Origin of the sequence: Corynebacterium sp. HMSC067D03 (genome assembly GCF_001811185.1) — a bacterium.
GTDB lineage: Bacteria > Actinomycetota > Actinomycetes > Mycobacteriales > Mycobacteriaceae > Corynebacterium > Corynebacterium coyleae.
This window is the reverse complement of the sequence record NZ_KV803839.1, coordinates 52,893-78,302: the sequence shown is the minus strand read 5'-3', so window position 1 is coordinate 78,302 and position 25,410 is coordinate 52,893. Positions and strand designations below refer to the sequence as shown.

Sequence of the window (25,410 nt, the reverse complement as noted above, 5' to 3'; positions counted from 1 at the left end):
GATTCCGGACACGTTCTGGGCGTTAATCTGAATTCACAGGATTCGGAGCCGTTTCCACTCCGTGTGTGTCCGGGATCCCCATCTCGGCTGCTCGACGGTCAGCGAGCGACAGCAGTCGTCGAATACGTCCTGCAACGGCGTCCTTGGTCATCTGCGGGTCAGCCAAACGACCAAGTTCCTCGAGTGAAGCATGACGGTGTTCCACGCGGAGGTAGCCCGCTTCTGCAAGGTGCTCAGGAACGTCGTCGCCAAGAATGTCCATCGCACGCTCCACCCGAGCTGCAGCAGCTGCTGCAGCCTGCGCCGAACGGCGCGTATTGGCGTCATCGAAGGTAGCCAAGCGGTTGTTTACCTTCGCTGTCACAGCCTTCGCCGCGCGCTTGCGGTCCCACTCCAGGCGGGTCAGTGGTGCCCCCATACGACTCAGCAGGATTCCGATGGTCTCGCCGTCGCGGATAGTTACCCTCTCCACACCTCTAGTTTCACGGGTCTTCGCGGTCACCGACAGACGACGAGCCAGCCCAACGAGTGCGAGCGCCGCTTCCTGGCCCGGACACGCCACTTCAAGGGTCGCGGTACGACCAGGCTCCATCAGCTTTCCTCGCGCGAGAAACGCGCCACGCCAAGCTGCCTCAACGCCGGCCATTGATCCTGAAATCACCTGTCGCGGCATACCAACCACCGGGTGACCAGACGCTGTCACAAGCTTCAGCCGGCGGATGACATCAGCCACGTCACGTTCCACCCGAACGACATACGTGGTGTCCTTACTGCCTTGGACAGGGGGTACGGTCTCGATGGCAGGCTGAACTGAGCAGAGTTCTTGAATGGATTCCGCGAGCCTCACCGCCACCGGCTTCTCGCCGAATTCTGCGACGATGGCCAGACCGTTATCGGAAGGCTGGATCGAGCCGGCGAAACGAATAAGCGCGGTGGCTTCCGCCGCCCGAGCCTCGGTGGTACCACATGATACGGCGAGTAGCTCTTCTTTCACCTTGCCCGTAAGCGCCAATGTTTCCGTCCTTTCATCGCCCCCTTTAACCCGGAGCAGTGTAGCTTGCTGCTCTTAGCTGCTCGTCGAGAGGTCCTTGAGCGCAGCAGCAAGCTTCAACGGATCATGAAGGTTGCGCTTCACACCATCGTCGCCTTCGACACGTAAGGAGCGGTATTCGACGTCCGCGCCGAGCCGTTCCGCCGCACGACGGACGTTTTCACGTTCGCCGTGCGTAGTCACCATGTCGCTGTCCGCCAGGAAGCAATCAACCCGCAGGTTGGGGGCGTGTTGCGCAAAGACATGAATATGACGCTCGGTGGTAAAACCATGGGTCTCCCCTGCTTCTGGGGAGAGGTTGAGTACCACAACCACCTTTGCTTCGGTCTCGTTCAGAGCATCACACACTTGAGGCACCAACAGGTGCGGGATCACAGAGGAAAACCACGAACCAGGCCCAATGGTGACCAGATCCGCGTCCATAATCGCCTGGATGGCGTCCCGGCTCGCTGGCGGTTCGGACGGAGTCAGCCGCACACGGCGCACAGTGCCCGGTGTCGTCGCAACGGCGACTTGGCCGTGTACAGAGCGCAGCACCCGTGGGTCGTCGTCAAGCCCTGCAACATCAGCTTCAATGTCGAGGGGTTGTGGGCTCACTGGAATGACTCGTCCCTGGGAGCCGGTCCATTTGCCAACCTGGTCCAGCGCCGCTTGTGTGTCACCAAGGCGCTCCGCAAGTCCGGCGATGATCAAGTTTCCCAAGGCGTGTCCAGCCATTGCGCCATGCCCACCGAAGCGGTGCTGGAGCGTGTCGCGCCACATTGCGCCGTCCCCGCTGTCGTCGGTAAGCGCTGCCAGCGCCATGCGGAGATCTCCCGGAGGAACAATCTCCATCTCGCGACGCAGGCGGCCCGACGAGCCGCCGTCATCGGCAACTGTCACCACAGCGTTAATACGAGCTGCGCCGGCAACGCGCGCGGCCGTGAGCGTCTGGTAGAGCCCATGCCCTCCCCCGAGGCATGTGTACGTCATCGCCGCGGGATCAGTCGCGCGCATTAGTGCTTCTCCAAATCACGGTGGATGACATTGACATCAACTTGGCCCTGCTGTCGCAGTCGCTTCCCGATCGCTTCTGCGACCGCAACCGAGCGGTGGTGCCCACCTGTGCAGCCAACGCCCACAGTGATGAAGTCCTTACCTTCGTGGCGGTAGCCCTTCAACGTGCTCGACAACAGATCCACGAAATGGTCCACGTATTCCTTCGCACCATCCTGCGACAGGACATAGTCTGCTACAGGTGCGTCGATACCACGGAAGTCGCGCAGCTCCTCAACCCAGTATGGGTTGGGTAGGAATCGCACATCAATGATCAGATCAGCGTCACGTGGCGAACCATGCTTGAATCCGAAAGACTCAATAGTGACGTGTTGACGCTCCACCGGCAGCTCGCCGACCGATGCCTCAACAGCGCGGCGTAGGTCGTGCACAGACAAATTGGACGTGTCGATGATGACATCTGCGGCCGAACGGATGCCTTCCATTTCCTCGCGTTCGCGATCGATGCCGTCCTGCAAGGTACCATCGCCCTGCAGCGGGTGCGTGCGCCGCACGGAGTCGAATCGGCGGATCAGCACATCGTCACGCGCCTCAAGAAACAGCACGAACGGTGAGTAACCACGTCGACGGAGCCCCTCAAGGGTGTCGGCCAATGAACCGTTGAACCGGTCTGCGCGCACGTCCGACACGACCGCCAGCCGTTCCACTGGGGAATCGTCCGCTGCTGCAAGGTCCACAAGCTCCAGAATTAACTGGGGTGGCAGATTCTGTGAAACGAAGAAACCTTTGTCCTCGAATACTTTCGCTGCGGTGGACAATCCGCCACCGGACAAGCCGGTGATGATCACCGGACGCCAACTGGCGGAACGCAAATCGTGTGGCAATGCTTGAGCAGAAGCTGTGGACATGGCGCTCATCCTAACGAAGCGCAGCGAGCCGCGTCGCGGTTCCGCAAAAGCTGCCGCAAAACCTGCCTCATAACCAGCCTCAAAACCAGCTACGTATGAAGGTGCTCGTAGATCGTCGCGGCGAGTTTCGGACCGACGCCTTTAACCTCCTGGATCTCCTCGATAGAAGCCTCTTTGATCTTCTTCACCGAGCCAAAGTGCTTCACCAAATCGGTTCTCCGCGCGGGGCCTAGTCCCGGGACTGCGTCGAGGGCGGACGCTCGCATGCGCTTCGAGCGTTGCTGGCGGTGGTAGGTGATGGCGAACCGGTGGGCCTCATCACGCACCTGCTGGAGCAGATACATGCCTTCGGAGTTTCGCGGCAGGATCACCGGCTCGTCGTCGTCTGGCACCCACACTTCCTCGAGGCGTTTGGCCAATCCGATGAGTTGTACATCGACGATGCCGAGGTCGTCGAACACAGCCTGTGCGGCATTAACCTGGGGTTTGCCACCGTCGACGATGAACAACTGGGGAGGGTAAGCGAAGCGTTTCGCACCGGTCGATTCGTCGGCCTCGTCCTCGAAGGTCTGCGCCTCAGCGACCTCATCAGGGTTGGCGAGTTTGTCCTCGTTGTAGCGCTTGAAGCGCCGGCGTGTGACCTCGGCGATGGACCCGACGTCGTTGGATCGACCATCGCCGGCTGCTTCCTTGATGCGGTATCGACGGTAGTCGTTCTTTTTGGGCAAACCGTCCTCGAACACCACGAGGGAGGCTACAACGTCGGTGCCTTGGATGTGGGAAATATCGGTGCATTCAATACGCAGCGGCGCTTCGTCCATCCCGAGCGCGTCCTGGATATCTTGCAGGGCCTGCGATCGTGCGGTCAGGTCACCGACCCGCTTCAACTTGTGCTGGTGGAGCGCTTCGGCGGCGTTTTTGTGCACTGTTTCCATCAGTGCACGTTTATCACCGCGCTGCGGCACGCGAAGGTCCACAGGCCCGCCACGTAGTTCTTCGAGAAGTTGGGTCACTTCCGGCAGTTCCGCGGGCAGCGTCTCGACGAGAATCTCACGCGGCACCGGCATCGGTGCCGCCGCCTGTGCACGTGACTCCTGATCTACGCCTCGGCGACGAACCTTCTGCGCTTCGATCTTGCGATCCTCTTCACGCTCCTGCTTCACTCGCTCGACCGCATCCGAGTAGTACTGGACCAGGAAGTTCTGCATCAACGTTGGCAACGTTGGGTCGGTCTGGCCTTCCTCCAGACGTTCTGCGGCTCCGGGCTCATCGCCCGTTTTTTCGACAACCCAGCCCCGCTGTGCGCGGATGCGCCCATCGCGGACGTTGAAAATCTGCACCGCCGCTTCAAGCTCGTCGGTATCAAAGGCGATGATGTCCGCATCGGTGTCTTGGCTGAGGACGACCGTCTGGCGCTCCATTACCTTTTCGACGGCGCCGAGGTCGTCGCGAAGCCGCGCCGCCTTTTCAAACTCGAGGTTTTCCGCGGCCTCCTCCATCTGTGCGGTGATGCCACGGACAAGCTTCTCGGAGCGACCTGCCATGAAGCCAAGGAAGCCCTGGACGATCTCGTCGTACTCGGCTTCGTCGACACGACCGACGCAGGGTGCCGCACACTTGTCGATGTACCCAAGCAAGCAAGGGCGTCCAAGGGATTCGTGACGGTTAAACACACCGTTGGAACACGTCCGAATCGGGAACACGCGCGTGAGCAGATCGAGGGTCTCGCGCACCGCCCACGCGTGCGAGTACGGGCCGAAATAGCGCACGCCCTTACGTTTGGGGCCACGGTAGAAGAACGCGCGCGGGTAGCGTTCGCGCACGCTGACGGCAAGCATTGGGTACGTCTTGTCGTCGCGGTACATGACGTTAAACCATGGGTCGAAGCGCTTGATCCATGTGTATTCGAGCTGGAGCGCCTCTACCTCGGATGCGACAACGGTCCATTCGACTGAAGCGCCGGTGTAGACCATCTGCCGGGTCCGCGGATGCAGAGTCTCCGGTGGCTGAAAGTAGTTGCTCAGGCGCGCACGAAGATTTTTGGCTTTGCCAACGTAGATGACACGCCCGTCGCGGTCCCGGAACTTATACACGCCCGGATCGGTTGGGATCGTTCCGGGCGCTGGGCGGTAAGACTGGGGGTCAGCCAAGGGTTAATCCTTAGGCATGTATTTGGCTTCGAGCTTGCGGAATTGCTCGACAGCCTGAATCGCGCGCTCTTTATCGCCTGATTGGATCGCCCACAGGGTGACGTACTCGAATTCCGGAAGTTCGAGTCGCGCCATGCGGGAGCCCTTGGGAAAGCTCAAACCGTAAATGACGGTCCAGGGGTAGAAACGGGTGCCGATGATGTTGGCTACCTGGACACCGTCTTCGTTGGCGCGCACCCGAGGGCGAGTCAGTGCGATCCAGGACAGGACCGAAATAATCAGGCCAACGCCAACGAACGCGAACTTATCCACGCTGGTAATCGCGATGCCCGAGAATTGCGCGTCCACGGCCCACGCCATGAAGAAATGCACGGCCATGACAAGGATGATCCAGCCGATCGCCACGGTTCGCAGGTACCTCGACGAAATCTCAAGCTCCCACGGCTTCGTCGAGGTGTTGGCGTGCGGATCAAGCGCAGTCAGATAAGCAGCTTCCTGCTCGTTCGTTATGTGTGTGCCTGCTGGTTGATCAGTCACTTCCGCACTCCTTGTCAACTTGAAAACGCTCTTGCTTCTCGACGACTCCGTGCCGCGCTCGCTCCGGCTACTTTAACCCTTTAGCGGCAAAGCGCGAACTTTCTGCAGTTCAACTAAGGCCCCAGCGGCCGCACGCATCGCTTCGGCGCCTTTGTCTTCTTTCGCGTCTTCCCCACCGGCACGCTCGTAAGCCTGGTCTTCTTCTTCAACCGTGAGCACGCCGTTGCCTACCGGCGTTTCCTCATCCAATGCAATACGGGTGAGGCCAGCGGTGACAGAGTCGCAAACGTAATCAAAGTGGGCAGTTTCGCCACGGATGACGCAGCCGAGGGCCACTACCGCGTCGTAGCGCTTTGCGCATGCCTGCACCACAACTGGCAACTCCAACGCGCCTGCTACCGCATATTCATCGACTTTAACGCCCAGTTCTCGGGCCTCATCTCGTGCGCCAGCGCGCAGCATCTCGACGATCTTTTCATTCCAGCGGGTGTAAACGACGGCGACGGTAAGCCCCTCCGCTTGCAGGGAATAGTCCTCGGGTGCTCCAGTAGCTGCCACTGGTGGGTCTCCTTGATACCTAGTTGGTGTGGTGTTGTGGGTGTTGTGTGTTGTGTTCTTCAGCCCAACCGAGAATGCCGGGCAGGTCGTGTCCCATCCTGTCGCGCTTCGTCCGCAAATAGGCGATGTTGTCGTGGTTAGGAACCACTTCGATCCTACTGCGGTGAGCAACCTTGGGGATCAGACCGGCAAAGGCATCGACTTTTTGGGGATTGTTGGTCATCAGATCGACCGAACCGATACCCAGGTCTGCAAGGATGTCGCTTGCTGCGGAATAGTCGCGTGCGTCGACTGGCAGGCCTTGTTCAAGGTTTGCATCAACGGTGTCGAGCCCGTCGTCCTGTAAACGGTAGGCGCGCAGCTTGGCGAGTAACCCGATTCCGCGTCCCTCATGTCCACGCAAGTAGACGATAACGCCGCGGCCTTCCTGCTGAATGCGGCGCATTGATTCCTGAAGCTGCGGACCACAGTCACAACGCCGGGAGCCAAACACATCGCCGGTGAGACATTCCGAATGCACGCGGACGAGAACGTCCTCGGCGTCGCGCAGTGCATCAAGTTCCCCCGCGATCAGCGCAACATGCTCGGTCTCAGTCAACGTATCCAGGTAGCCAACCGCAGTGAATTCACCGAACTCCGTTGGTAAACGAGTAGCAGTGCTGCGTTCGACAAATCGTTCATGCTGGCGACGGTACGCAGCGAGCTGCTCGATCGAAATCATCGAAAGCCCGTGCGTATTCGCGAACCTGCGGAGCTCGTCGAATCGAGCCATGTCTGCCGGGTCATCTTCAGAAACGATCTCGCACAGGGCACCGACAGGGGCCTTACCCGCAAGCGTTGCAAGGTCTACCGCTGCCTCCGTGTGTCCGTCCCGGACAAGTACTCCCCCGTCACGCGCCCGCAGGGGCACAACGTGTCCGGGCCTCGTAAACGACTCTGGGGTCGCGGAATCGTCGGCAAGTAATGCGATCGTCGTGGCGCGCGAACGTGCGGAAATACCGGTGGTGCCGGTTGCTGCATCAACGGTCACGGCGTAGGCAGTGCCGTGAAGGTCCTGGTTTTGCGCAACCATCGGGGGCAGATCGAGGGCAGTGGCCCGCTCGTCCGACATGGACACGCAAATGTAGCCAGAGGTGTACCTCACCATAAACGCCACCAACTCCGGCGTGGCGTCTTGTGCAGCGAAGATGAGATCGCCCTCGTTTTCGCGATCCTCACTGTCCACGACGACGACTGCTTTGCCCTCGCGGATGGCGGCAATCGCCTCCTCCACAGTGTTCAACTCGGTGTCCAAGTCGGTGGTGTGATTACCGGCGCTACCGGCGGATGCTGTCATACCGTTCAACCCTAGCCCTGCACCATTTTCTCAACGTACTTGGCCACGATATCCACCTCGAGGTTCACTGGATCACCGACCGTAAGGTCACCAGCAGTGGTATCGCGCAGCGTGGTGGGGATCAGCGACACCTCGAAAAAGTCGTCTCCGACTGCGGAAACCGTCAGCGATGTTCCGTTGACCGTAATGGATCCTTTCTCCACCACATACCGACCAAGATTCGCGGGCAGAGTGAAGCGCACTACCTCCCAGTGCTGCGAAGGCGTGCGAGAGACAACCTCGGCGACACCATCGACGTGGCCCTGCACGATATGTCCGCCCATGCGCTGACCAGCAGCCAACGCGCGCTCTAGGTTGACCTTGCTCCCCTCGCTATAGGTGCCGAGACGCGAGCGATCCAGCGTTTCGCGCATCACGTCAGCGGTGAATACGCCAGCAACGTTGTCAACCACCGTCAGACACACGCCGTCGACCGCGATGGAGTCTCCCGGTGATGCATCCTCGGTGACCTTCGACGCACGTACCGCGATCCGAACGGCATCCTCGAGCTGTTCAAGCGTGTCAACGACACCAATCTCCTCAACGAGTCCCGTAAACACAGTTCAGTCCTTCTCCATTTCTATAAGCACATCGTTGCCGATCCGGCGCACATCAGTGGTGCGGAAACGTTTAGCGTCACCAATCGTTCCCGCGATTTCGCAGTCGAGCACTCCCCGTCCGGCCCCCAGCAGTGCAGGGGCAATGTAGGCCTGCACCGCGTCGACCAGGTCGAGTTCCAGGAAACTCGCCGCCAATGTTGCCCCGCCTTCTACAAGCACATCTCTCGCGCCGCTATCCCACAGCGCTGTCAGCGCGGCCTGTGGAGTGTCGTATTGCTCAAACCCGAGCTCGGTCAGGTTGCCGCTGGGAACAGCCCGCTTACCGACGACCACACGTCGCGGCTGGTGCTCATACAGAGCGCCATCGCTGTGGCGGGCGGTCAACGATGGGTTGTCAGCAAGCGCGGTCCCCGTGCCAATGACAATCGCGTCACGTTTCGTGCGATCTGCGTGCACAGCGGCGCGGGCTTCGTCGCAAGTGATCCACTTGCTCGTCTTATCGGCCGCTGCCGTAAACCCGTCCAGCGTCGACGCAAACTTCAGCGTCACACTCGGGCGGTTGTTGCGCACCGAGCGAAGCCAGGGCTGCAGTGCCTCCACACGGGTGTGAAGTAGGGCCACATCCAATCCATGTGTTCGCAGCCAATCCGCGCCGCCGGATGCAGGCTCAAACGGATCAGCGGTCAGATACACCACCCTCGCAATTCCGGCATCCACCAACGCTTGGGTGCACGGACCTGTCCTGCCAGTGTGGTTGCACGGTTCCAAAGTGACAACGGCTGTCGCGCCCTTCGTCCGTGGTCCCGCTTCACGCAGGGCGTTGACCTCAGCATGGGGCCCGCCCGCGGGAGAGGTCCCGCCAGTCGCGATAACTTCCCCGGATGCGGTCACGATTGCGCAGCCCACCGGCGGGTTCGGCGAGGTCGTCCCGCGCACTGCGTCACCCGCCGCTATGGCCGCAGAAACCGCGTTGGCTAACGCGGGGTTATCACGTGTCACGCCTGCGCAGCCTCAGTTGCCAACTCGCGGAGGCGCTCTACCGCCTGGGCTGGGTCATCAGCGCCGAATACGGCGGAACCAGCAACGAATGCGTCCACACCGGCCGCTGCCGCTTGTGCGATAGTGCTGTTGGCAATGCCACCGTCGATACCAATGATTGTGTCCAGGCCCGCTTCCGCAATGCGATCGCGAAGCGTCATCACCTTGCCCAGGACCTCGGGCATGAACTTCTGGCCGCCAAATCCTGGCTCGACACTCATGACCATGACCTGATCAAAATGCTCGAGGTCATCGAGGTACGGCTCGATTGCGGTCCCTGGCTTGATGGCGAAGCCGGACTGTACACCGAGTTCGCGGCACTGCTTCGCAGCAGCTACATGGTCGTCGGTCGCTTCGACATGGAACACGAGGCGGTCGCCGCCGGCCTTGACGTAGGTTTCAAACCACCGCTCCGGCTCCTCGATCATCAAATGCATATCCAGGAATTGGTCCGTCACGCCGTCAACCGCCTTGGTCACGTCGGGACCAAAGGACAAGTTGGGCACAAAGTGGCCGTCCATGATGTCAACGTGGATCAGGTCTGCGTTGGGGACCTTGCGGACGTCGTCGCCAAGCGCTGCATAATTAGCGGCAAGAATTGATGGTGCGATGTAAATCATGAGGTGTCCTTAAACTTCGGTGGTCGGCTCGGGTCCGAGTTTTCGCAGTACAGCGAAAAACATAGCGTCTGTTCCGTGTCGGTGCGGCCACATCTGGACGCTTGGCAAGTCGCCAACGTCATCCATGCCCGCTGCGTACTGGCTCGCATCGAGCTCCTCGACCTTGCCATCAGCGAGGATCGTGTCGACGATTCCCCTGGTTTCTCGCACATCGGGTGAGCACGTGGAGTAGACGACAATACCGCCGGACTTAACTAGCTCGATTGCAGCCGAGAGCAATTCGCGCTGAAGCACGTTGAGTTCCGCGATGTCTTCCTCACGCTTGGTCCAACGCGCCTCTGGGCGGCGGCGAAGCGCTCCGAGACCGGAACAGGGTGCGTCGACGAGAGCACGGTCGTAGCCCGGCTCAAGGCCAGAACGACGACCATCGGCAGTATGGACGCGCACAGGAAGATCACGCACGGTTTTCCGAATGAGTTCAGCACGGTGCGGACTCACTTCGACGGCATCAACTACTGCGCCATCGATAGCAGCCAGCGCCCCCATGAGCGCCGCCTTACCTCCCGGCCCAGCGCACAAGTCGAGCCATCGGCCTTGGTCGTCTTCGACCGGCACGTCCACTACTGCACGCGCAATCACCTGCGAGCCCTCGTCCTGAACTGCGGCGAGCCCCTCGCGTACCGGCTGCAACTGTCCTGGATCACCTTCAGGGAGGTAGACGGCGTACGGTGAGTAGCGCCCCTCTTCTCCGCCAGTGACCAGCGCTAACTCCTCCGCACTCATCTCGCCTGGTCGAGCAACAAGATGTACGACCGGGCGGGCTGAATCAGCCTCAAGCGCAGCCTCAAGCTCGTCGTCTCTCGAGCCCAGTGCAGCACGGATCGATTCCGCGATCCACACCGGGTGCGCATGGCGGAACGCCACCGCAGCAAGCGGGTCCTCCGGTTCAAGCTTGCGGAGCCACTCCTCCGCTGGAGTCCGCGTAATCGAGCGCAACACGCCGTTGACAAAGCCCTTGGCCTTGAATTGACCGGCCGCTTCAACCAAACGTACGGAGGTGTCGACGGCCGCATGGTCCTCCACTCGCGTGTACAGCAACTGGTAGGTGCCGAGCCGCAACGAAGTCAGCACTTCAACAGCCATTCGGTCCAGGCCGCGGGATGCGTTGTCTGCAATCACAGCGTCAAGAACACCAAGGCTGCGCAGCGTGCCGTAAGTCAGCTCGGTTGCAAACGCAGCGTCACGACCGGTGATCTTTCGCTCACGCAAGACCGTCGGCAGGGTGAGGTTTGCAAACGCCGCGTCGCGCTCGACGCGTACCAACACCTCAAATGCCGCCTCGCGCGCCGGGTCACCGATGCGTGCGGTTGCGTTCACAGGTGCTGCTTCTTTGCGACGCCTCGGCGCCTGCCGCGTGTTTGCTCGCCCGTTTCGCTTCGGCTGGTGTTCACGGCGCCCTGCTGCGCGTGACCGGAATCCACCACTCATTCGAACGTCATCCCTTCCGCCCGGACATCGTTGGCCAAGCCTCGAGCCCAATCAGCTGCGTTCATCATTTTCTTGCCGGGTGCCTGAATCGTGCTGAGCACGACGTCACGAGTGCCGGTTCCCACTCGCACCTCGTTCTTGCCAAATGCAACCTGGCCCGGGGCGAGCTCGGTTGAATCGACAGACGTTACTGGCCCGAGCTTGAATCGCTCCTCGCCTCGCATAGTCCATGCACCAGGCGCTGGAGTATGCGCACGAATTGCCCGATCGATGACCGTGGAATCGGCGGCCCAGTCAACGCGCGCATCTGCAGTGAGAATCTTTGGCGCATAGGTTCCCTCTTCAGGCTGTGCTTTCGGCGTCAGTGTGCCGGATTCAAGACCATCCATGGTGCGAACGAGCAGGTCTGCGCCGGAGTACGCCAAACGCTCGAGAAGAACACCGGCGGTGTCGTCGTCGGAAATTGTGTCTGTGAGCGTGTCCAAAATGTCGCCGGTGTCCAACCCTTCGTTGATCCGGAACGTCGTCGCACCGGTGGAGGCATCGCCCTCGCGGATCGCGGCCTGTACCGGCGCAGCACCGCGCCACTGCGGCAGCAGCGAGAAGTGCAAGTTCACCCAACCGTGCGTCGGAATATCGAGCATGCCAGCAGGAATCAGGTTGCCGTACGCAACGACCGGGATCGCGTCTGGGGCGATGTCGCGCAGTCGGGCCGCGGTGTCGTCGTCAAGTTTCTCGGGTGTGAGCACTTCAATGCCATGCTCGAGTGCAACTGCCTTCACCGGCGACGGATGCAACGTGCGCCCCCTGCCTTTGCGTGCATCGGGTCGCGTCAGCACGGCCACTACCTCATGTTCCGATGCCAGCAGCCGCTCCAGTGCCACTGCCGCCGGCTCAGGGGTACCTGCAAATACAAGTCTCACAGTTAGTTCTCCTTATTCCACTCCGCCGCGGCAATCGCATCGAGTGCCGCTTTGCGGTCAGCTGGCGACATTCGGGCCGTAAACATCACGCCGTCGAGATGGTCTGCTTCGTGCTGAATGCAGCGTGCGAGCAATCCGCTGCCGCGTAGTGTCAGCGGGCGCCCACACATGTCGGCGCCATGGGCAACCACGGTGTTGTGCCGCTCAACAGTCCCGCGAACATCAGGCACCGAAAGACATCCCTCCACACCAATTTGGGTATCTTCGCCCAACGGCGTCCACACCGGGTTCACGATGTGTCCCCGAAGGCCCTGACAATCGAACACAAACACTCGCTGTGCGACACCGACCTGGTTTGCCGCTAGGCCAACACCCCCAGCCGCATCCATCGTCTCAAGCATGTCGCCCACGAGCCTGTGCAGGCGTTCGTCGAACACATCCACCTCCTCCGCTGCCGTGTTGAGCACCGGATCCCCGAATAGACGAATGTCGCGTATGGCCATGAACGCCAAGTGTACTGACCTGGACAAGCGAAATTTCGCTTACCCGATATCCACCGGATTGACCTGGATACGCAGTGGCAGCTCCTGCTTCGACGTCGTCCACGCGACTGCCCCTGCCCGCAGCGCCTTGCCCAGCGCAGACCGCCCAGTTAACGGCGCGCGCACCAGCATGCGCTGCGCCGGACCGTACTCACGCTGATCCCACTCGCCGGGCAAACGCACACCCGGGGGCAAATCCACAGGCCCCAGGATCTCCGCGTAGTCCGGCAGGTCGGTGCGCTCAAAGAACGGCTCCAGCGCGTCTCGGGGCGCGTCAACCACGGCAACGTGGACCGCCGGCGGAAATCTCGCCTCGCCGCGCAAAGCCAGCTCTGCAGCTGCAAATCCCGGCGCGTCCCAGCGAATGAGATGCTGCACGACCGGCATGCTCGGCTCCGCTACCACTACGACTTCTCCGCCATCGGCATGCGGTTGGACAAGCGTGGCAGCAGCCATCCATTTCGACAGCGTGTCCTCCACTGCCCTTAAGTCAGGGCGTTGCACGAGCGCCCACGCGTCAAGCAGCACAGCAGCACCGTATCCGCCTGGTACTCGAGGCTCCGCACCTGGCGTGGCGACGACAATCGCAGGCCCCGCGTCAATCGTGCGCGAAATACGATCGCCCCCGGACGTTTTGACCCTATATTTCGCAAACGCACGGCCAAGCTCTTCTGCGGTGCGTTCGGTGCCCAGTACGACAGCCCGCACACGCCGGGAACCGCATGCCGGACACACATGTGCAGGGTCCATTCGGCCACACCACCGGCATGTCGGTGCCGCTGCTTCACCACCGGACGGCAACCCCAGCGGTCCGTTGCACCAACGGCAACGCGACGGTGTACGACACTGCCCACAGGCGAGTGATTGGATATACCCGGTGCGCGGAACCTGGAACAACACAGGAGTGCCTCGCTCAAGGGCTTTCGTCGCAGCCGCAAATGCTGACGAAGGAAGACGGGCTTGTTTCGCCCTTGGATCCCGTTCGAGCTCAAAGTCAGAATCGCCCGCGGCGTGAATGTAAGGCGAACGTGTACGAAGCGTTTGGCGGGGTGCAACCAGTTCGTGCATCCAGCCAGATTCCACCAACAGTTGCGCCTCTGCTGTGCGTGAGAATCCGCCAATGACCAAACATGCGCGCTCAAGGCTCGAGCGCGTCGTGAGCACCTCCCTGGCGTGAACGTAGGGCGCGCGGGGATCCACGAGGTTGTCATCGCCGTCGAACATCACGACCATCAACCGCAAGTTCTGCACCGGCGCGAACGCGGCGGAGCGGGTCCCTACCACGATGCGCCCTTGGCCGTGCAGAACGGACAGGTAGCGGGAATACCGTGCTTGGGGTCCCTGGGAGGCGGTCAAAGTCGTCACTTGTTTTGCCGCAACGAGCTCGCGTAGCGCTTCCTCGCAACGGTCAACAGCATCTTGGTCCGGAACCACGATGAGCGCGCCACCGCCGTCCTTTGCCACCTTGACAGCGAGTGCGGCAAGCGCGGCAGGCCAATCCTCGCCCGGCACCAACTGCCACGCGGCACGAGCCAGCTTTCCCTCTACTACGGCATCGACGAAGGACTCACCGTGTGTGTACGTCGTCCATGCGGAAAGGTCCGGCTCGGCGACCTCCCCGAGCTCCACCCATGGTGTGGAGGTATCCGTTTCTTCCGCTTTCGCATGTCGTGCGGGTATTGCAGAGCGATAAATGTCGGATCGGATGCCTGCGTACCGGTCCGCGAGTGCGTCGATAAGCATGCGCGTGTGCTCCGGGGCCACGACCTCGGGTGAGATAACGCGTTCGATGAAGCGCAGTGAGCCTTCATGGCTTGTCGACGACACCCGCTCCAGCACGATCGCATCCACGAGCCTGCCTGCAAACCGAACCCGCACGCGGACGCCTGGCTGTGCGGCTTCGGCATCCTGCTCGTCGACAAGATAATCGAAGGCCCGATCAAGGTGCGCGAGCCCCAACATAGGCAGCACGCGGGCCACAGGCAGGTTGGCAGCTCGCGTGTTGGACATGGTGCAGCATTCTAAACCACGCCACGACACGACACTCCGGACCTAAGGCTCAGCTGTGCGAAACAGTGCGGTAGTAATAGATGCATCACAAATCAATCGCGCCGATGAGGGACCCGCTTCCGCCATGAAACGTCTGCTTCCCGCAGTCTTATCCGTCTGTATATCCACTGCAGTTGCCGCAGGAGCCATGACTGCTCCCCAAGCACATGCGGTTGACGTCACAAATCTTTCGCTAGGAAGCAAGCAGACACAACTGCTTTTTGCAGGCTCCTCCCTTGGCCCGATACTTAGTCCAGGTAACGGCTCGCCGATCGACAACGTATCCGCCTACATCCACGGCTCGTCGCAAGGCGCACAGCAAGCCGTACAGGACAACTGGCGCAAGGCATACAACCAACTCCCCCAACAAGTTCGAGATAGCGTGCCACCTCACCTGCGCCCTGCACCGCAGGAAGAAGAGACTGTGCCGGTAACCGTGGTCCCGGCAGCGGAGCCAACGTTGTCTCCTAACGCGGCCAACTGCAGCAATTGCGTAGCAATTACGTACGACGACGGACCGGTTCCCGGTACGGAGCGCCTGCTCGACATCTTCAAGCGCAAGAATGCGCATGCGACGTTTTTCGTCGTCGGTAACAACGTCAATGCAAACCCGAAGATCCTGCGCCGCATCCGCGCCGAGGGCCACACGATTGGCAACCACTCGTATTCACACCCGGACCTGGCGCGCCAGTCCGACGCGACGATCGGGTCACAGCTCAGCGACACGAGTGCTGCCATTGAGAAGCAATCGGGAGTGAAGGTGCACTGGGTGCGCCCGCCCTATGGTTCCTACGACGGCCGTGTAATCAATGCTTCCAAGGCCCGTGGCCTATCGCTGGCAATTTGGGACGTTGACACGATGGATTGGAGCCACCGTGACACCGCACGCACCTGCTCCATAGCGGTCAATCAGGCGCAAGCTGGATCGATTGTGCTCATGCACGACATCCACGAGCCGACCATCAACGCAGCGGAATGCATCATCGATGGTCTGCGCGCCAAGGGGCTGCGTCCGGTAAGCCTCGACGAGATGATTAAGGACCCCGTCCCGGGGCGTGTGTACACCCACGCGAATTAGCCGTTAGACTTCGTCGCCATGACTGATCCAGGCGAGCATACAGACGAGCAATCGGAAGACACTGCAGACCGCGAAGGTTGGCTCAAGGCACTTCCCTATGCCGTTTTTGCACTGTATGTGATCGCACCTGCACTCCTCATTCCCGTCGCTGGCACGCCATGGCTCCTCGTTGGTTTCATCTTTGCTGTCGCTGCTATCGCGGGGCTTGTCGACGGCTACTGCTTCCGTCCCTCTTGGACATTGCCACTATCCGCCGCTGGCGGTTTCTGGGTGGCGAAGATCCTTTACTTCAATAACGGCACCTTCATCTATGCACTCGGCGTGGCTGTCGTGTCGGCACTTTGCGCATGGCTGATGTCTTTGGTGCGCAAGCAGCCGGCCCCGGTGTCGTCGACAAGCAGTGCGCAGGTGTAGCCGATGGAAACCTGGAGCCTCAACCACCCGAAGTATGGGCTTATCGAACTGCGTGTGGGATTCGACCGCGACTTCGCGGCAGAGGACCCTGAGTGGCCCGGAGATGAGACTGACAAGGAAGGTACGCTAGCCACAGACGAGCACACCCTGCGCGAACGCATCGAACTCTGGGCAAAGAATCCGAGTGAGCGCATGGAAGTGTGTGTCGACGGCACCGTGCAGCACCGCTACAACGACGTGAACAGCGGGCGACTCCCCCTTTTTGGAAACGGCGGGGCAAAACTCGAGACTCCAATGGGGATCGGCGTTGACCGCCAAAAGCCTCACCTTAAACTGCGTGCAAGTGGCTTCGACGAACTGCTCAGTGTCGAGTTTCGGGAGGGCGACACCATCGTCGAGTTCGACCCTCCAGAAGGCTCACGCGGTGCGAAACGGCGTCGGACAATGGAATCGAGTTCGCTCAAGCGCACACTCATCCCTATGGCCGAAGGCTTGGGCAAAGGTGGCTGGGCGCTGGCGGTGATTGTCCTCGGTCCGATCGTAAGCCGAATCATCGACCGGCTTCTGCGATACCTTCCGGACTGGGAACTTCCCGACATCACCTTGCCGCACATGGATCTTCCGGTCCCGCACCTTCCCCAGATGGATCTTCCGCTCCCCCAGATCAACTGGCCTGAATTCGACCTCCCGGACTTGCCCGAGTGGGTTCTTGTTGCGCTCGAATACTCCAAGATCTGGCTGCCAATCCTCATTGGCGTGGTTGTCGGAATCGTGGCCTTGCGCAACCACAAGAAGTCTGAACAGCAAAAAGCCGCCTGGGACAAACCCCAAGCGGCTTCGAAGGAAACTTAAACGCCTGCGGCTGCGCGCAAGTCGTCCACCTTATCGGTGTGCTCCCAAGGCACATCGATGTCTGTGCGACCAAAGTGGCCGTAGGCAGCGGTTTGGCTGTAGATCGGGCGCTTCAAATCCAAATCACGGATGATCGCATCCGGTCGCAGATCGAAGACCTTCTCCACTGCCTGCTGGATCGACTCGTTGGTCTGCCCCTCAGCGGCGGTACCGAACGTCTCCACGTACAGGCCAACCGGGGTTGCACGACCAATTGCGTACGCAACCTGAACCTCAACACGGTCTGCGAGGCCCGCAGCGACAATGTTCTTCGCCACCCAACGTGTCGCATACGCGCCGGAGCGGTCCACCTTTGAGGGATCCTTGCCAGAGAACGCGCCACCGCCATGGCGTGCCATACCGCCGTAGGTATCCACAATGATCTTGCGTCCGGTCAGGCCTGCGTCCGCCATCGGACCACCGGAGATAAACGAGCCAGACGGATTGATCAGGACCTTGGTGTCCTCGCGGTAGAACTTCTCCAGACCGGCATCTTCCATGACCCAAGCGATAACGTGCTCTCGCAGCGCCTTCTCAAGTGCCTCACCAGTGAAGTGTGGGTCGTGCTGCGTGGAGATCACGATCGTGTCGATAAACGCCGGGGTATCACCGTCGTACGCAAACGTGACCTGAGTCTTGCCGTCTGGGCGAAGGCCGTCGACGATGCCCTCGTGGCGCACTTGGGACAATCGGCGTGAAAGGCGGTGCGCAGTCGCAATCGGCAACGGCATGTACTCAGGGGTCTCGTTGGAGGCGTACCCAAACATTAGCCCCTGGTCACCCGCACCAGACTGGTCAGTCTCTTCAGTGGAGGCCTGTTCGCGCACCTCCTGGGAGGTGGTCACGCCATCCGCAATCTCCTGCGACTGATCACCGATTGCGATGTTGACGCCACAGCTGTTGCCGTCGAAACCAACCTCGGAAGAGGTGAACCCGATTTCCACCAATTTGTCGCGCACGATCTTCGCAATATTGGAGTACGCAGACGTGCGCACCTCTCCAACAACGTGAACCTGTCCAGTGGTAACGAGGGTTTCCACTGCAACGCGGGACTGTGGGTCCTGCGCGAGCATGTCGTCCAAAATCGCGTCCGAGATCGCATCGCAGATTTTGTCTGGGTGCCCTTCAGTGACGGACTCACTGGTGAACAGTCGGTAGTAAGTGTCGAGTGACAACGGATCTTTCCTTTACGTGGCCTTGAGGCTGATTCTCCAACACACTAGACCAAGCGGTCTAAGTACGCAAAGCTAAGCGCGAAGCTTTTCAATCGCATTCCAGATCCGAGCAGCTACCTCGTGTTTCGTTCCGTCCTCAATTTCCAGTTCTTTGCCAGACGCACTCAACAACCAACCGCGGTTAGTTGACTGGCCAAACACATTGCCACCAGCAACCGAGTTCAGCATGAGCAAATCCGCGCCCTTACGCTTGAGTTTCGCGCGACCATTCTCAAGTTCGTTGTCCGTCTCAGCTGCAAACCCGACGATCGTGGCATGAGTCTCGCCAGCATCTCGCTTTTCGACGAGACCTTTAAGGATGTCCGGGTTCTCGGTCAAGCGAACAACGGAGAGCGCGTCATCGCTCTTGCCCTTCTTCAGTTTCGTCGTAGCTTCCGATTCTGGACGGTAATCGGCCACGGCGGCCGCCATCACGATGATGTCTGCGTCTGCGGCACGCTCATCCATCGCGTCTTTCATCTCACGTGTGGATTGCACACGCACCACCTCCGCCCCTGAGGGCACAGATAGTTCCGCGGTTGCTCCAGCCACGATCGTGACCTGTGCTCCCCGCTGCGCTGCGATGTCCCCGAGCGCAAACCCCTGCTTGCCAGAGGATCGGTTACCAATGAAACGCACAGGATCAATATTTTCTTGCGTTCCTCCCGCGCTAATAAGTACGCGGGTTCCTGCGAGCGTCTGCTTCATTGGACCGGTTGCCAACACCGTACGAGCTAGCTGCGCAATCGGCTCAGGGTCCGGCAAACGACCCGGACCCGTGTCCTTTCCCGTCAGGCGCCCATGCGCCGGCTCAAGAACCGTAATCCCACGCGAACGAAGCACCTCTACATTGTGTTGCGTCGCTAGGTTATGCCACATTTCGGTGTGCATTGCAGGCGCAAGCACGACGGGGCATGTGGCCACAAGAATGGTTGCAGCCAACAGGTCATCTGCTCGGCCTGCTGCGACACGGGCCATGAGATCAGCGGTTGCAGGTGCGACAACGATGAGATCGGCCTCTTGACCGAGACGGACGTGCTGGACTTCGTCGACACGTTTGAATACCCCAGTATCAACTGGGTTTCCGCTCAGCGCCTCAAATGTTGCTGCGCCCACGAACGACAACGCGCTTTCCGTAGGGATAACGCGCACATTATCGCCATGTTCTTTAAAGTCGCGAACCAAGTGGCATGCCTTATACGCAGCAATTCCACCGGAGACACCGATCACAACGTTCTTGGGGGCAGACGTGGCTTCGTTCATGTGGGCCAAGCATACAAAAACGCCGTTGCGGAAGCCCCAATGGCTCGCACAACGGCGTCATTAGCAGAAGCGCTTACTGGCCTTCCTCGTGCTCGAGGAGGCCTGCCTCGATCTCACGCAGCGCGATCGACAGCGGCTTCTCACCAGGCTCTGGCGTTACCAGCGGGCCGATGAACTCGAAAACACCATCTTCGGAGTTCTGGTAGAAGCTGTTGATCTGACGTGCACGCTTGGCTGCAAAGATCACCAGAGCGTACTTCGACGAGACCTTCGTCAGCAGTTCATCGATCGGGGGCGCGGTAATGCCGTCCGGGGTGTCGTAGACACGTTCCTGCTGAGTCTCCTCAACAGCGGTGTCCTGCGACAGGTCATTGGTTGATTCAGTCACTAAAACCCACTCGCTAATTGTTGTCGGATGTTGCGCCTAGAAGGATGCGCGCAATGTGTGCAACGGCATCGTCGACATCGTCATTCACAACAACGGTGTCGAACTCCCCTTGCGCATCGAGCTCCTCGCGCGCGGTGGTGAGCCTGCGCTCAATCACAGCTTCCGTCTCGGTCCCACGACCCGTGAGACGTTCAACGAGGACTTCCCACGACGGGGGTGCAAGGAACACTGTACGCGCTTCAGGCATGAGCTGCTTGATGTTGCGAGCACCTGCGAGGTCCACCTCTACGAGTACCGGGCGCCCGTCTGCAAGAGCTTCACGGACCGGACCCGCAGGCGTGCCCGAGCGCTGAAGGCCTCCGTGAATGTCAGCCCATTCCAGCATCTCACCAGCATCGATGCGCTGTTGAAAATCATTCGAGGAGACGAAGTAGTAATCCCTGCCGTCGACTTCGCCCGGGCGTGGAGCCCGAGTTGTCATCGAGACAGAAAAGTAGAGGTCCGGCACCTCGCCACGCAGGCGGCTAACCACCGTTGACTTACCTACGGCAGACGGTCCGGCCAAAACGACCAGCTGCCCGCGGGGCGCCACCTCAGCCATGTTTAGTTCTCTTCGAAGCCGAAGCGCTCGAGCAGAGCACGACGCTGACGCTCACCCAGGCCACGCAGGCGACGGGTCTGAGCGATCTCCAGCTCCTCCATGATCTCGCGAGCCTTGACCTTGCCAACCTTCGGCATGGCCTCGAGCAAAGCGGAAACCTTGGTCTTGCCGATGATCTCGTCGGTGTCAGCCTTCTCCAGCACGTCCTTGAGCGTGGTTTCGCCGCGCTTCAGGGAGGCCTTCAGCTCAGCGCGCTTCTTGCGAGCCTCAGCCGCCTTCTCGAGGGCTGCCTTGCGCTGTTCATCGGTCAACTGTGGAAGTGCCACGGGTTCCTCCATGTAGGTAGTTCATTCAATATGTTCAGGCCGACTCGTGCCGGCGCGGGGCCTCCTCCACACTCTGCGTTTCAGAAGGCGCACCGCATCCGACACAGTCTAACACTGCATCTGGTTGGCACCGGGAAAATGGAGCGCATTCTTGCTGCATTTCTCCATGTCACCGTTGCGACGCACCTAAACTACCAGGGTTTTTCTCAGCCGATGAAATGGACCCGCTAGTTATGGCTGTTTTACCAGTTCAGCGACACGTTTCCGCAGTTCAGTAACGTCCGGTCCAGCAGACAAGACGGAACGGGAAACATTCGGGAACACCAGGTGTGCGTTTGCACCTGCAATCTGCGCCGCGTCTTCCATCGTCGCTCCCTGCGCTCCGACCCCAGGCATAAGCACTGGAGCATTGAGCGCGTCGAGCACCGGCGGCTTCGCCACAGTTGCACCGACAACGACACCAACGTGGCCTACTGCAGCGCCCTGGTTGTACGTGGCGCATTCATCGACCATCCACTGCGACACCATGCGTCCATCGACTTCACTCGTCTGAAACGCTTCAGCTTCAGGGTTGGAGTTCGCAGACATCACGAACACGCCCTTACCGTGCGCTGCAGCAAGTGAGATGGCAGGCTCCAGCGACCCGACACCCAGATACGGTGTCAGCGTGAGCGCGTCCGCTTCCAACGGTGAGCCTGGCTGCAGCCACGCGGCGGCGTATCCGGCCATCGTGGAGCCGATATCGCCGCGCTTGGCGTCCGCGACGACGAGCGTCCCGCTCTCACGGAGTGCGGCGAGGGTCTCCTCGAGTACCGCGAAACCCGCAGAGCCGAACCGCTCGTAGAAGGCAACCTGTGGCTTGACCAACGCAACTGATCCTGCAAAGGCCTCGACACACGCCGAGGAAAACCGTTGCAGACCATCAATGGTGTCCGGAAGACCCCACTTGTCTAGCAGCGCCGCGTGCGGGTCGATGCCTACACACAGTCGGCCATATTCATTACCAGCGGCAACGAGACGCTCCCCGAAGGAGGCATGGGGCTGTACCACTACTGGCCACCCTCTGCGTTCTTGGAGACGCTGTGCTCGAGCTCCTGGAGGCTGGTCACATCAATAGAGTTGCTGCGCACTGCTTCGATGCCTTGGACTGTGGCGGTAACACCCTGCACATCGGTCATGATCGGTACATCCGCGATCACGGCTGCGGCACGGATGTCGTAGCCATCGTGGCGCGCGGTTGTCGAGCCCGCCGGAGTGTTCAGGATGAGATCAATCTCGCCGTCCAAGATCCGCTCCACGATGGAACGGCCCTTCGCACCTTCGCGGACCTCGGAGCCCTTGAGTGCTACTTCGCATTCGATGCCGTTGCGGCGCAGCATTTGCGCTGTACCTGCCGTCGCGATCACCTTGAACCCCATGGTGGACAAACGCTGGATCGGGAAGATCAGGGTGCGCTTGTCGTGGTTAGCCAGGGAGACAAAGACCGTGCCCTCCGTTGGCAGTTCGCCGTAAGCAGCGGCCTGGGTCTTAGCAAATGCCACACCGAACGACGGGGCAAGCCCCATGACCTCACCGGTGGACTTCATTTCCGGGCCGAGGATGGTGTCCAGAATCGACCCGTCTGGGCGGCGGAAGCGGCTAAACGGCAGTACCGCTTCCTTCACAGCGATCGGGTGGTTCAGCGGCAAGGATCCGCCATCGTAGTCGGACGGGATAAGGCCCTCGTCGCGAAGTTCAGCGATCGTCGCGCCGAGCATGACGCGTGCTGCAGCCTTCGCAAGGTGGACGCCGGTCGCCTTGGAGACGAACGGCACCGTACGCGATGCGCGCGGGTTTGCCTCGATGACGTAGAGGATGTCGTCCTTCAATGCGAACTGGACGTTCATCAGACCCTTCACCCCGATACCGTGAGCGAGTGCCTCAGCGGAGCGACGGACCTTTTCAATGTCGTCGGGGCCGAGCGTCATCGGCGGAAGCGCACAGGCGGAGTCGCCAGAGTGAATGCCGGCTTCCTCGATGTGTTCCATCAGACCACCGAGGTAGACCTCGTTGCCGTCAGACAACACATCGACGTCAATTTCGATGGCGTTGTCAAGGAAGCGGTCCACAAGCACTGGGTGGTCCGGGCTGAGCTCGGTTGCGCGCTCGATGTAGTTGCGCAGGGAGTCTTCGTCATAAACGATCTCCATGCCACGGCCTCCGAGCACGTAAGACGGGCGCACGAGGACGGGGTAACCAACCTTGTTGGCCACTTCGCGAGCCTCTTCGAAGGAGGTTGCGGTGCCAAATGCGGGAGCTGGAAGCTTGGCTGCTTCGAGCACCTTGCCAAACTCGCCGCGGTCCTCCGCCAGATCGATTGCCTCGGGGCTCGTACCGACGACCGGCACGCCCGCATCCGCGAGACGCTGCGCGAGGCCCAGCGGGGTCTGACCGCCGAGCTGCACAATAACGCCAGCGACCTCACCGGTAGCGGCTTCCGCACGGTAGATCTCCATCACGTCTTCGAACGTCAACGGTTCGAAGTAGAGACGGTCCGCGGTGTCGTAGTCGGTAGAAACGGTCTCCGGGTTGCAGTTGACCATCACGGTCTCGTAGCCAACGCGGGACAGTTCCAGGGCGGCGTGGACACAGGAGTAGTCGAACTCGATGCCCTGACCAATGCGGTTCGGACCAGAGCCCAGGATGACGACCTTGCCCTTGCTGTTTTCCTTTGCACCGGTGAACTGGTCAACCTCAGACTCGGCAGCCGGGTCGAGTTCGTACGCCGAGTACAGGTACGGAACCTTCGCCTCGTACTGGCCCGAGCAGGTGTCCACGGTCTTGAAGGTCGGGTGGATACCCAGCGTCCATCGCAGTTGACGCACGCCGTCTTCGCCCGCGAGTTCTGGGCGCAGCGTAGCAATCTGGGCGTCGGACAAGCCTTGAGCCTTTGCCTCACACAGGAGACCTGCGTCAAGCACAGGGGCGTCGATAAGCACCTGGCGGAACTCGACCAGCCCAGCGACTTCCTCGAGGAACCACGGATCGATACCGGAGGCTGCGTAGACCTCATCAACGCTCGCGCCGAGGCGAAGCGCAAGCTCGACATCGTAGAGACGCTTGTCGGTCGGCACCTTAAGGTCTTCGAGCACCGCTGCGACGTCATTTGCACGCTCTCCTGCGACGTACTCGTCGGAACGAGTCCAGAAGCCGTTTGGCTTGTCTTCCATCGAGCGCATGACCTTGTTCAGGCCCTGGATGTAGTTGCGGCCAATACCCATGGCCTCGCCAACCGCCTTCATGGAGGTGCCCAGAGTCTCGTCCGAGCCCGGGAACTTCTCAAAGGTAAAGCGTGGCATCTTGACGATGACGTAGTCGAGGGACGGCTCCTCAAGCGCAGTGGTCGCGCCACCGGTCATGTCGTTGGCAATCTCGTCGAGCGTGTAGCCAATAGCTAGTCGGGTTGCCACCTTTGCAATCGGGTAGCCGGTCGCCTTCGACGCAAGTGCAGACGAACGCGACACGCGCGGGTTCATCTCGATCGTGATCATGCGGCCGTCTTTGGGGTTGATGGCGAACTGGATATTGCAGCCACCGGTCCTGACACCGACTTCACGGATGATGGCCTTGCCTTGTTCGATCATCTTGGTGACCTCGGGCTCGGTCATCGTCAACACCGGCGCCACCGTGACAGAGTCGCCCGTGTGGACACCCATGGCATCCACGTTCTCAATCGTCGCAACCGTAATGCAGTTGTCATCCGAGTCACGAATGAGCTCGAGCTCGATTTCTTTCCAACCGAGGATGGATTCTTCAATGAGCACGTTCGCTTCTGGCGATGCGGTCAAGCCGTCGCCGGCGATGCGGTGCAAGTCGTCCATGTCGTAGGCAAGGCCGGAACCGAGACCACCCATGGTGAACGACGGGCGCACGACGACTGGGAAGCCGAGCTCCGCGACGGTTTCTTCCACTTCTTCCATGGTGTAGCAGACACGGGAACGGGCGGACTCGCCGCCGATCTTTTCAACAATGTCCTTGAACTTTTGGCGGTCTTCGCCGCGCTCAATCGCGTCGATGTCTGCGCCGATGAGTTCAACGCCGTGCTTTTCCAGAATGCCAAGCCGGTCCAGCTTGATGGCCGTGTTGAGTGCAGTCTGACCACCGAGCGTCGGCAGAATCGCATCAACCGGGTGGCCTTGCTCAGCCTCGCGGGCGAGGATGCGGTCGATGTACTCCGGCTGGATCGGCTCTACGTACGTGTGGTCGGCGAACTCAGGGTCGGTCATGATCGTTGCCGGGTTCGAGTTCACCAGGGTGACGCGCAGGCCTTCTTCTTTGAGCACGCGGCACGCCTGGGTGCCGGAATAGTCAAACTCGCACGCCTGTCCGATGACGATCGGCCCGGAGCCGATGACCAGGACGTGGTTGAGATCTTCTCGCTTCATAATGTTTCTCCTGGTC

24 protein-coding genes are annotated in these 25,410 nt (G+C 60.5%); 3 read left to right on the top strand and 21 right to left on the bottom strand.

What is annotated here, in order from left to right; translation table 11 throughout:
• Positions 1-22 precede the first annotated feature (22 nt).
• The 14 genes from whiA to HMPREF2785_RS08965 form a co-directional block, all read right to left on the bottom strand.
• Positions 23-1,012 (bottom strand): DNA-binding protein WhiA, encoded by a 990-nt coding sequence (whiA, locus tag HMPREF2785_RS09030; protein WP_070615006.1) that lies wholly within the window; start codon positions 1,010-1,012, stop codon positions 23-25.
• Positions 1,013-1,066: 54 nt separating this feature from the next.
• Entirely contained in the window at positions 1,067-2,047 is a 981-nt protein-coding gene (gene yvcK / locus HMPREF2785_RS09025) for a gluconeogenesis factor YvcK family protein (protein ID WP_070423121.1), read from the bottom strand.
• Entirely contained in the window at positions 2,047-2,955 is a 909-nt protein-coding gene (rapZ, locus tag HMPREF2785_RS09020) for an RNase adapter RapZ (protein ID WP_070615004.1), read from the bottom strand. The genes yvcK and rapZ overlap by 1 nt, the downstream gene beginning before the upstream one ends.
• Positions 2,956-3,044: 89 nt before the next feature.
• On the bottom strand, positions 3,045-5,105 hold the full coding sequence (uvrC, locus tag HMPREF2785_RS09015; protein WP_070423119.1) for an excinuclease ABC subunit UvrC: 2,061 nt from the start codon (positions 5,103-5,105) through the stop codon (positions 3,045-3,047).
• A gap of 3 nt (positions 5,106-5,108) precedes the next feature.
• Positions 5,109-5,642 (bottom strand): PH domain-containing protein, encoded by a 534-nt coding sequence (locus HMPREF2785_RS09010; RefSeq protein WP_244268731.1) that lies wholly within the window; start codon positions 5,640-5,642, stop codon positions 5,109-5,111.
• A gap of 72 nt (positions 5,643-5,714) precedes the next feature.
• On the bottom strand, positions 5,715-6,200 hold the full coding sequence (gene ribH, locus HMPREF2785_RS09005; protein WP_070423117.1) for a 6,7-dimethyl-8-ribityllumazine synthase: 486 nt from the start codon (positions 6,198-6,200) through the stop codon (positions 5,715-5,717).
• 19 nt (positions 6,201-6,219) lie between these two features.
• Complete coding sequence (locus HMPREF2785_RS09000; protein ID WP_070615002.1) at positions 6,220-7,536, bottom strand: bifunctional 3,4-dihydroxy-2-butanone-4-phosphate synthase/GTP cyclohydrolase II; 1,317 nt, start codon at positions 7,534-7,536, stop codon at positions 6,220-6,222.
• An 11-nt stretch (positions 7,537-7,547) separates the two neighbouring features.
• Positions 7,548-8,135, bottom strand: a complete 588-nt coding sequence (locus HMPREF2785_RS08995; protein WP_070614999.1) for a riboflavin synthase — start codon at positions 8,133-8,135, stop codon at positions 7,548-7,550.
• A 3-nt stretch (positions 8,136-8,138) separates the two neighbouring features.
• The gene (gene ribD, locus HMPREF2785_RS08990) at positions 8,139-9,134 is read right to left on the bottom strand and encodes a bifunctional diaminohydroxyphosphoribosylaminopyrimidine deaminase/5-amino-6-(5-phosphoribosylamino)uracil reductase RibD (protein WP_070614998.1); all 996 of its coding nucleotides are present in this window, start codon (positions 9,132-9,134) and stop codon (positions 8,139-8,141) included.
• Positions 9,131-9,793, bottom strand: coding sequence for a ribulose-phosphate 3-epimerase (gene rpe / locus HMPREF2785_RS08985; RefSeq protein WP_070423113.1), 663 nt, complete (start codon positions 9,791-9,793; stop codon positions 9,131-9,133). The genes ribD and rpe overlap by 4 nt, the downstream gene beginning before the upstream one ends.
• Before the next feature lie 9 nt (positions 9,794-9,802).
• Positions 9,803-11,281 carry an RsmB/NOP family class I SAM-dependent RNA methyltransferase gene (locus HMPREF2785_RS08980; RefSeq protein WP_070570384.1) on the bottom strand — a complete coding sequence of 493 codons (1,479 nt, stop codon included), beginning with the start codon at positions 11,279-11,281 and terminating at the stop codon, positions 9,803-9,805.
• Positions 11,278-12,204 carry a methionyl-tRNA formyltransferase gene (gene fmt, locus HMPREF2785_RS08975; RefSeq protein WP_070423111.1) on the bottom strand — a complete coding sequence of 309 codons (927 nt, stop codon included), beginning with the start codon at positions 12,202-12,204 and terminating at the stop codon, positions 11,278-11,280. Before fmt ends, HMPREF2785_RS08980 begins: the two co-directional genes overlap by 4 nt.
• A gap of 2 nt (positions 12,205-12,206) precedes the next feature.
• Entirely contained in the window at positions 12,207-12,707 is a 501-nt protein-coding gene (gene def / locus HMPREF2785_RS08970; protein ID WP_070423242.1) for a peptide deformylase, read from the bottom strand.
• A 39-nt stretch (positions 12,708-12,746) separates the two neighbouring features.
• Positions 12,747-14,756 carry a primosomal protein N' gene (locus HMPREF2785_RS08965; protein ID WP_070614995.1) on the bottom strand — a complete coding sequence of 670 codons (2,010 nt, stop codon included), beginning with the start codon at positions 14,754-14,756 and terminating at the stop codon, positions 12,747-12,749.
• 187 nt (positions 14,757-14,943) lie between these two features.
• Here HMPREF2785_RS08965 and HMPREF2785_RS08960 point away from each other — a divergent pair, with 187 nt between their 5' ends.
• Genes HMPREF2785_RS08960 through HMPREF2785_RS08950 form a run of 3 tightly spaced genes read left to right on the top strand, consistent with a single transcriptional unit; the run spans position 14,944 to position 17,139 of the window.
• Positions 14,944-15,873, top strand: coding sequence for a polysaccharide deacetylase family protein (locus tag HMPREF2785_RS08960; RefSeq protein ID WP_070451392.1), 930 nt, complete (start codon positions 14,944-14,946; stop codon positions 15,871-15,873).
• 18 nt (positions 15,874-15,891) lie between these two features.
• On the top strand, positions 15,892-16,287 hold the full coding sequence (locus HMPREF2785_RS08955; protein ID WP_070451390.1) for a hypothetical protein: 396 nt from the start codon (positions 15,892-15,894) through the stop codon (positions 16,285-16,287).
• 3 nt (positions 16,288-16,290) lie between these two features.
• Complete coding sequence (locus HMPREF2785_RS08950) at positions 16,291-17,139, top strand: hypothetical protein (RefSeq protein WP_070451389.1); 849 nt, start codon at positions 16,291-16,293, stop codon at positions 17,137-17,139.
• On the opposite strand, the gene metK is transcribed toward HMPREF2785_RS08950, so the two are convergent.
• The 7 genes from metK to carB form a co-directional block, all read right to left on the bottom strand.
• Positions 17,136-18,353: a methionine adenosyltransferase gene (gene metK, locus HMPREF2785_RS08945; protein WP_070423106.1), complete on the bottom strand. Its 1,218-nt coding sequence runs from the start codon at positions 18,351-18,353 to the stop codon at positions 17,136-17,138. The genes HMPREF2785_RS08950 and metK overlap by 4 nt on opposite strands.
• Before the next feature lie 72 nt (positions 18,354-18,425).
• Positions 18,426-19,655, bottom strand: coding sequence for a bifunctional phosphopantothenoylcysteine decarboxylase/phosphopantothenate--cysteine ligase CoaBC (coaBC, locus tag HMPREF2785_RS08940; RefSeq protein ID WP_141750678.1), 1,230 nt, complete (start codon positions 19,653-19,655; stop codon positions 18,426-18,428).
• Positions 19,656-19,728: 73 nt separating this feature from the next.
• Positions 19,729-20,043, bottom strand: a complete 315-nt coding sequence (gene rpoZ, locus HMPREF2785_RS08935; protein ID WP_371325710.1) for a DNA-directed RNA polymerase subunit omega — start codon at positions 20,041-20,043, stop codon at positions 19,729-19,731.
• 13 nt (positions 20,044-20,056) lie between these two features.
• Positions 20,057-20,644: a guanylate kinase gene (gmk, locus tag HMPREF2785_RS08930; protein ID WP_070423104.1), complete on the bottom strand. Its 588-nt coding sequence runs from the start codon at positions 20,642-20,644 to the stop codon at positions 20,057-20,059.
• A 2-nt stretch (positions 20,645-20,646) separates the two neighbouring features.
• Entirely contained in the window at positions 20,647-20,970 is a 324-nt protein-coding gene (gene mihF / locus HMPREF2785_RS08925) for an integration host factor, actinobacterial type (protein WP_070423240.1), read from the bottom strand.
• A gap of 231 nt (positions 20,971-21,201) precedes the next feature.
• The gene (gene pyrF / locus HMPREF2785_RS08920; RefSeq protein WP_070451385.1) at positions 21,202-22,020 is read right to left on the bottom strand and encodes an orotidine-5'-phosphate decarboxylase; all 819 of its coding nucleotides are present in this window, start codon (positions 22,018-22,020) and stop codon (positions 21,202-21,204) included.
• Positions 22,020-25,394 (bottom strand): carbamoyl-phosphate synthase large subunit, encoded by a 3,375-nt coding sequence (gene carB / locus HMPREF2785_RS08915; RefSeq protein WP_246815432.1) that lies wholly within the window; start codon positions 25,392-25,394, stop codon positions 22,020-22,022. Before carB ends, pyrF begins: the two co-directional genes overlap by 1 nt.
• Between the last annotated feature and the right edge of the window lie 16 nt (positions 25,395-25,410).

Coding starts and splice junctions, on each gene's coding strand:
- carB (WP_246815432.1), bottom strand. CDS start 25,394: ATGAAGCGAGAAGATCTCAACCACGTCCTGGTCATCGGCTCCGGGCCG.
- gmk (WP_070423104.1), bottom strand. CDS start 20,644: ATGGCTGAGGTGGCGCCCCGCGGGCAGCTGGTCGTTTTGGCCGGACCG.
- rpe (WP_070423113.1), bottom strand. CDS start 9,793: ATGATTTACATCGCACCATCAATTCTTGCCGCTAATTATGCAGCGCTT.
- HMPREF2785_RS08960 (WP_070451392.1), top strand. CDS start 14,944: ATGACTGCTCCCCAAGCACATGCGGTTGACGTCACAAATCTTTCGCTA.
- def (WP_070423242.1), bottom strand. CDS start 12,707: ATGGCCATACGCGACATTCGTCTATTCGGGGATCCGGTGCTCAACACG.
- HMPREF2785_RS08955 (WP_070451390.1), top strand. CDS start 15,892: ATGACTGATCCAGGCGAGCATACAGACGAGCAATCGGAAGACACTGCA.
- HMPREF2785_RS08950 (WP_070451389.1), top strand. CDS start 16,291: ATGGAAACCTGGAGCCTCAACCACCCGAAGTATGGGCTTATCGAACTG.
- coaBC (WP_141750678.1), bottom strand. CDS start 19,655: ATGAACGAAGCCACGTCTGCCCCCAAGAACGTTGTGATCGGTGTCTCC.
- yvcK (WP_070423121.1), bottom strand. CDS start 2,047: ATGCGCGCGACTGATCCCGCGGCGATGACGTACACATGCCTCGGGGGA.
- HMPREF2785_RS08965 (WP_070614995.1), bottom strand. CDS start 14,756: ATGTCCAACACGCGAGCTGCCAACCTGCCTGTGGCCCGCGTGCTGCCT.
- HMPREF2785_RS09000 (WP_070615002.1), bottom strand. CDS start 7,536: ATGACAGCATCCGCCGGTAGCGCCGGTAATCACACCACCGACTTGGAC.
- HMPREF2785_RS08980 (WP_070570384.1), bottom strand. CDS start 11,281: ATGAGTGGTGGATTCCGGTCACGCGCAGCAGGGCGCCGTGAACACCAG.
- rapZ (WP_070615004.1), bottom strand. CDS start 2,955: ATGTCCACAGCTTCTGCTCAAGCATTGCCACACGATTTGCGTTCCGCC.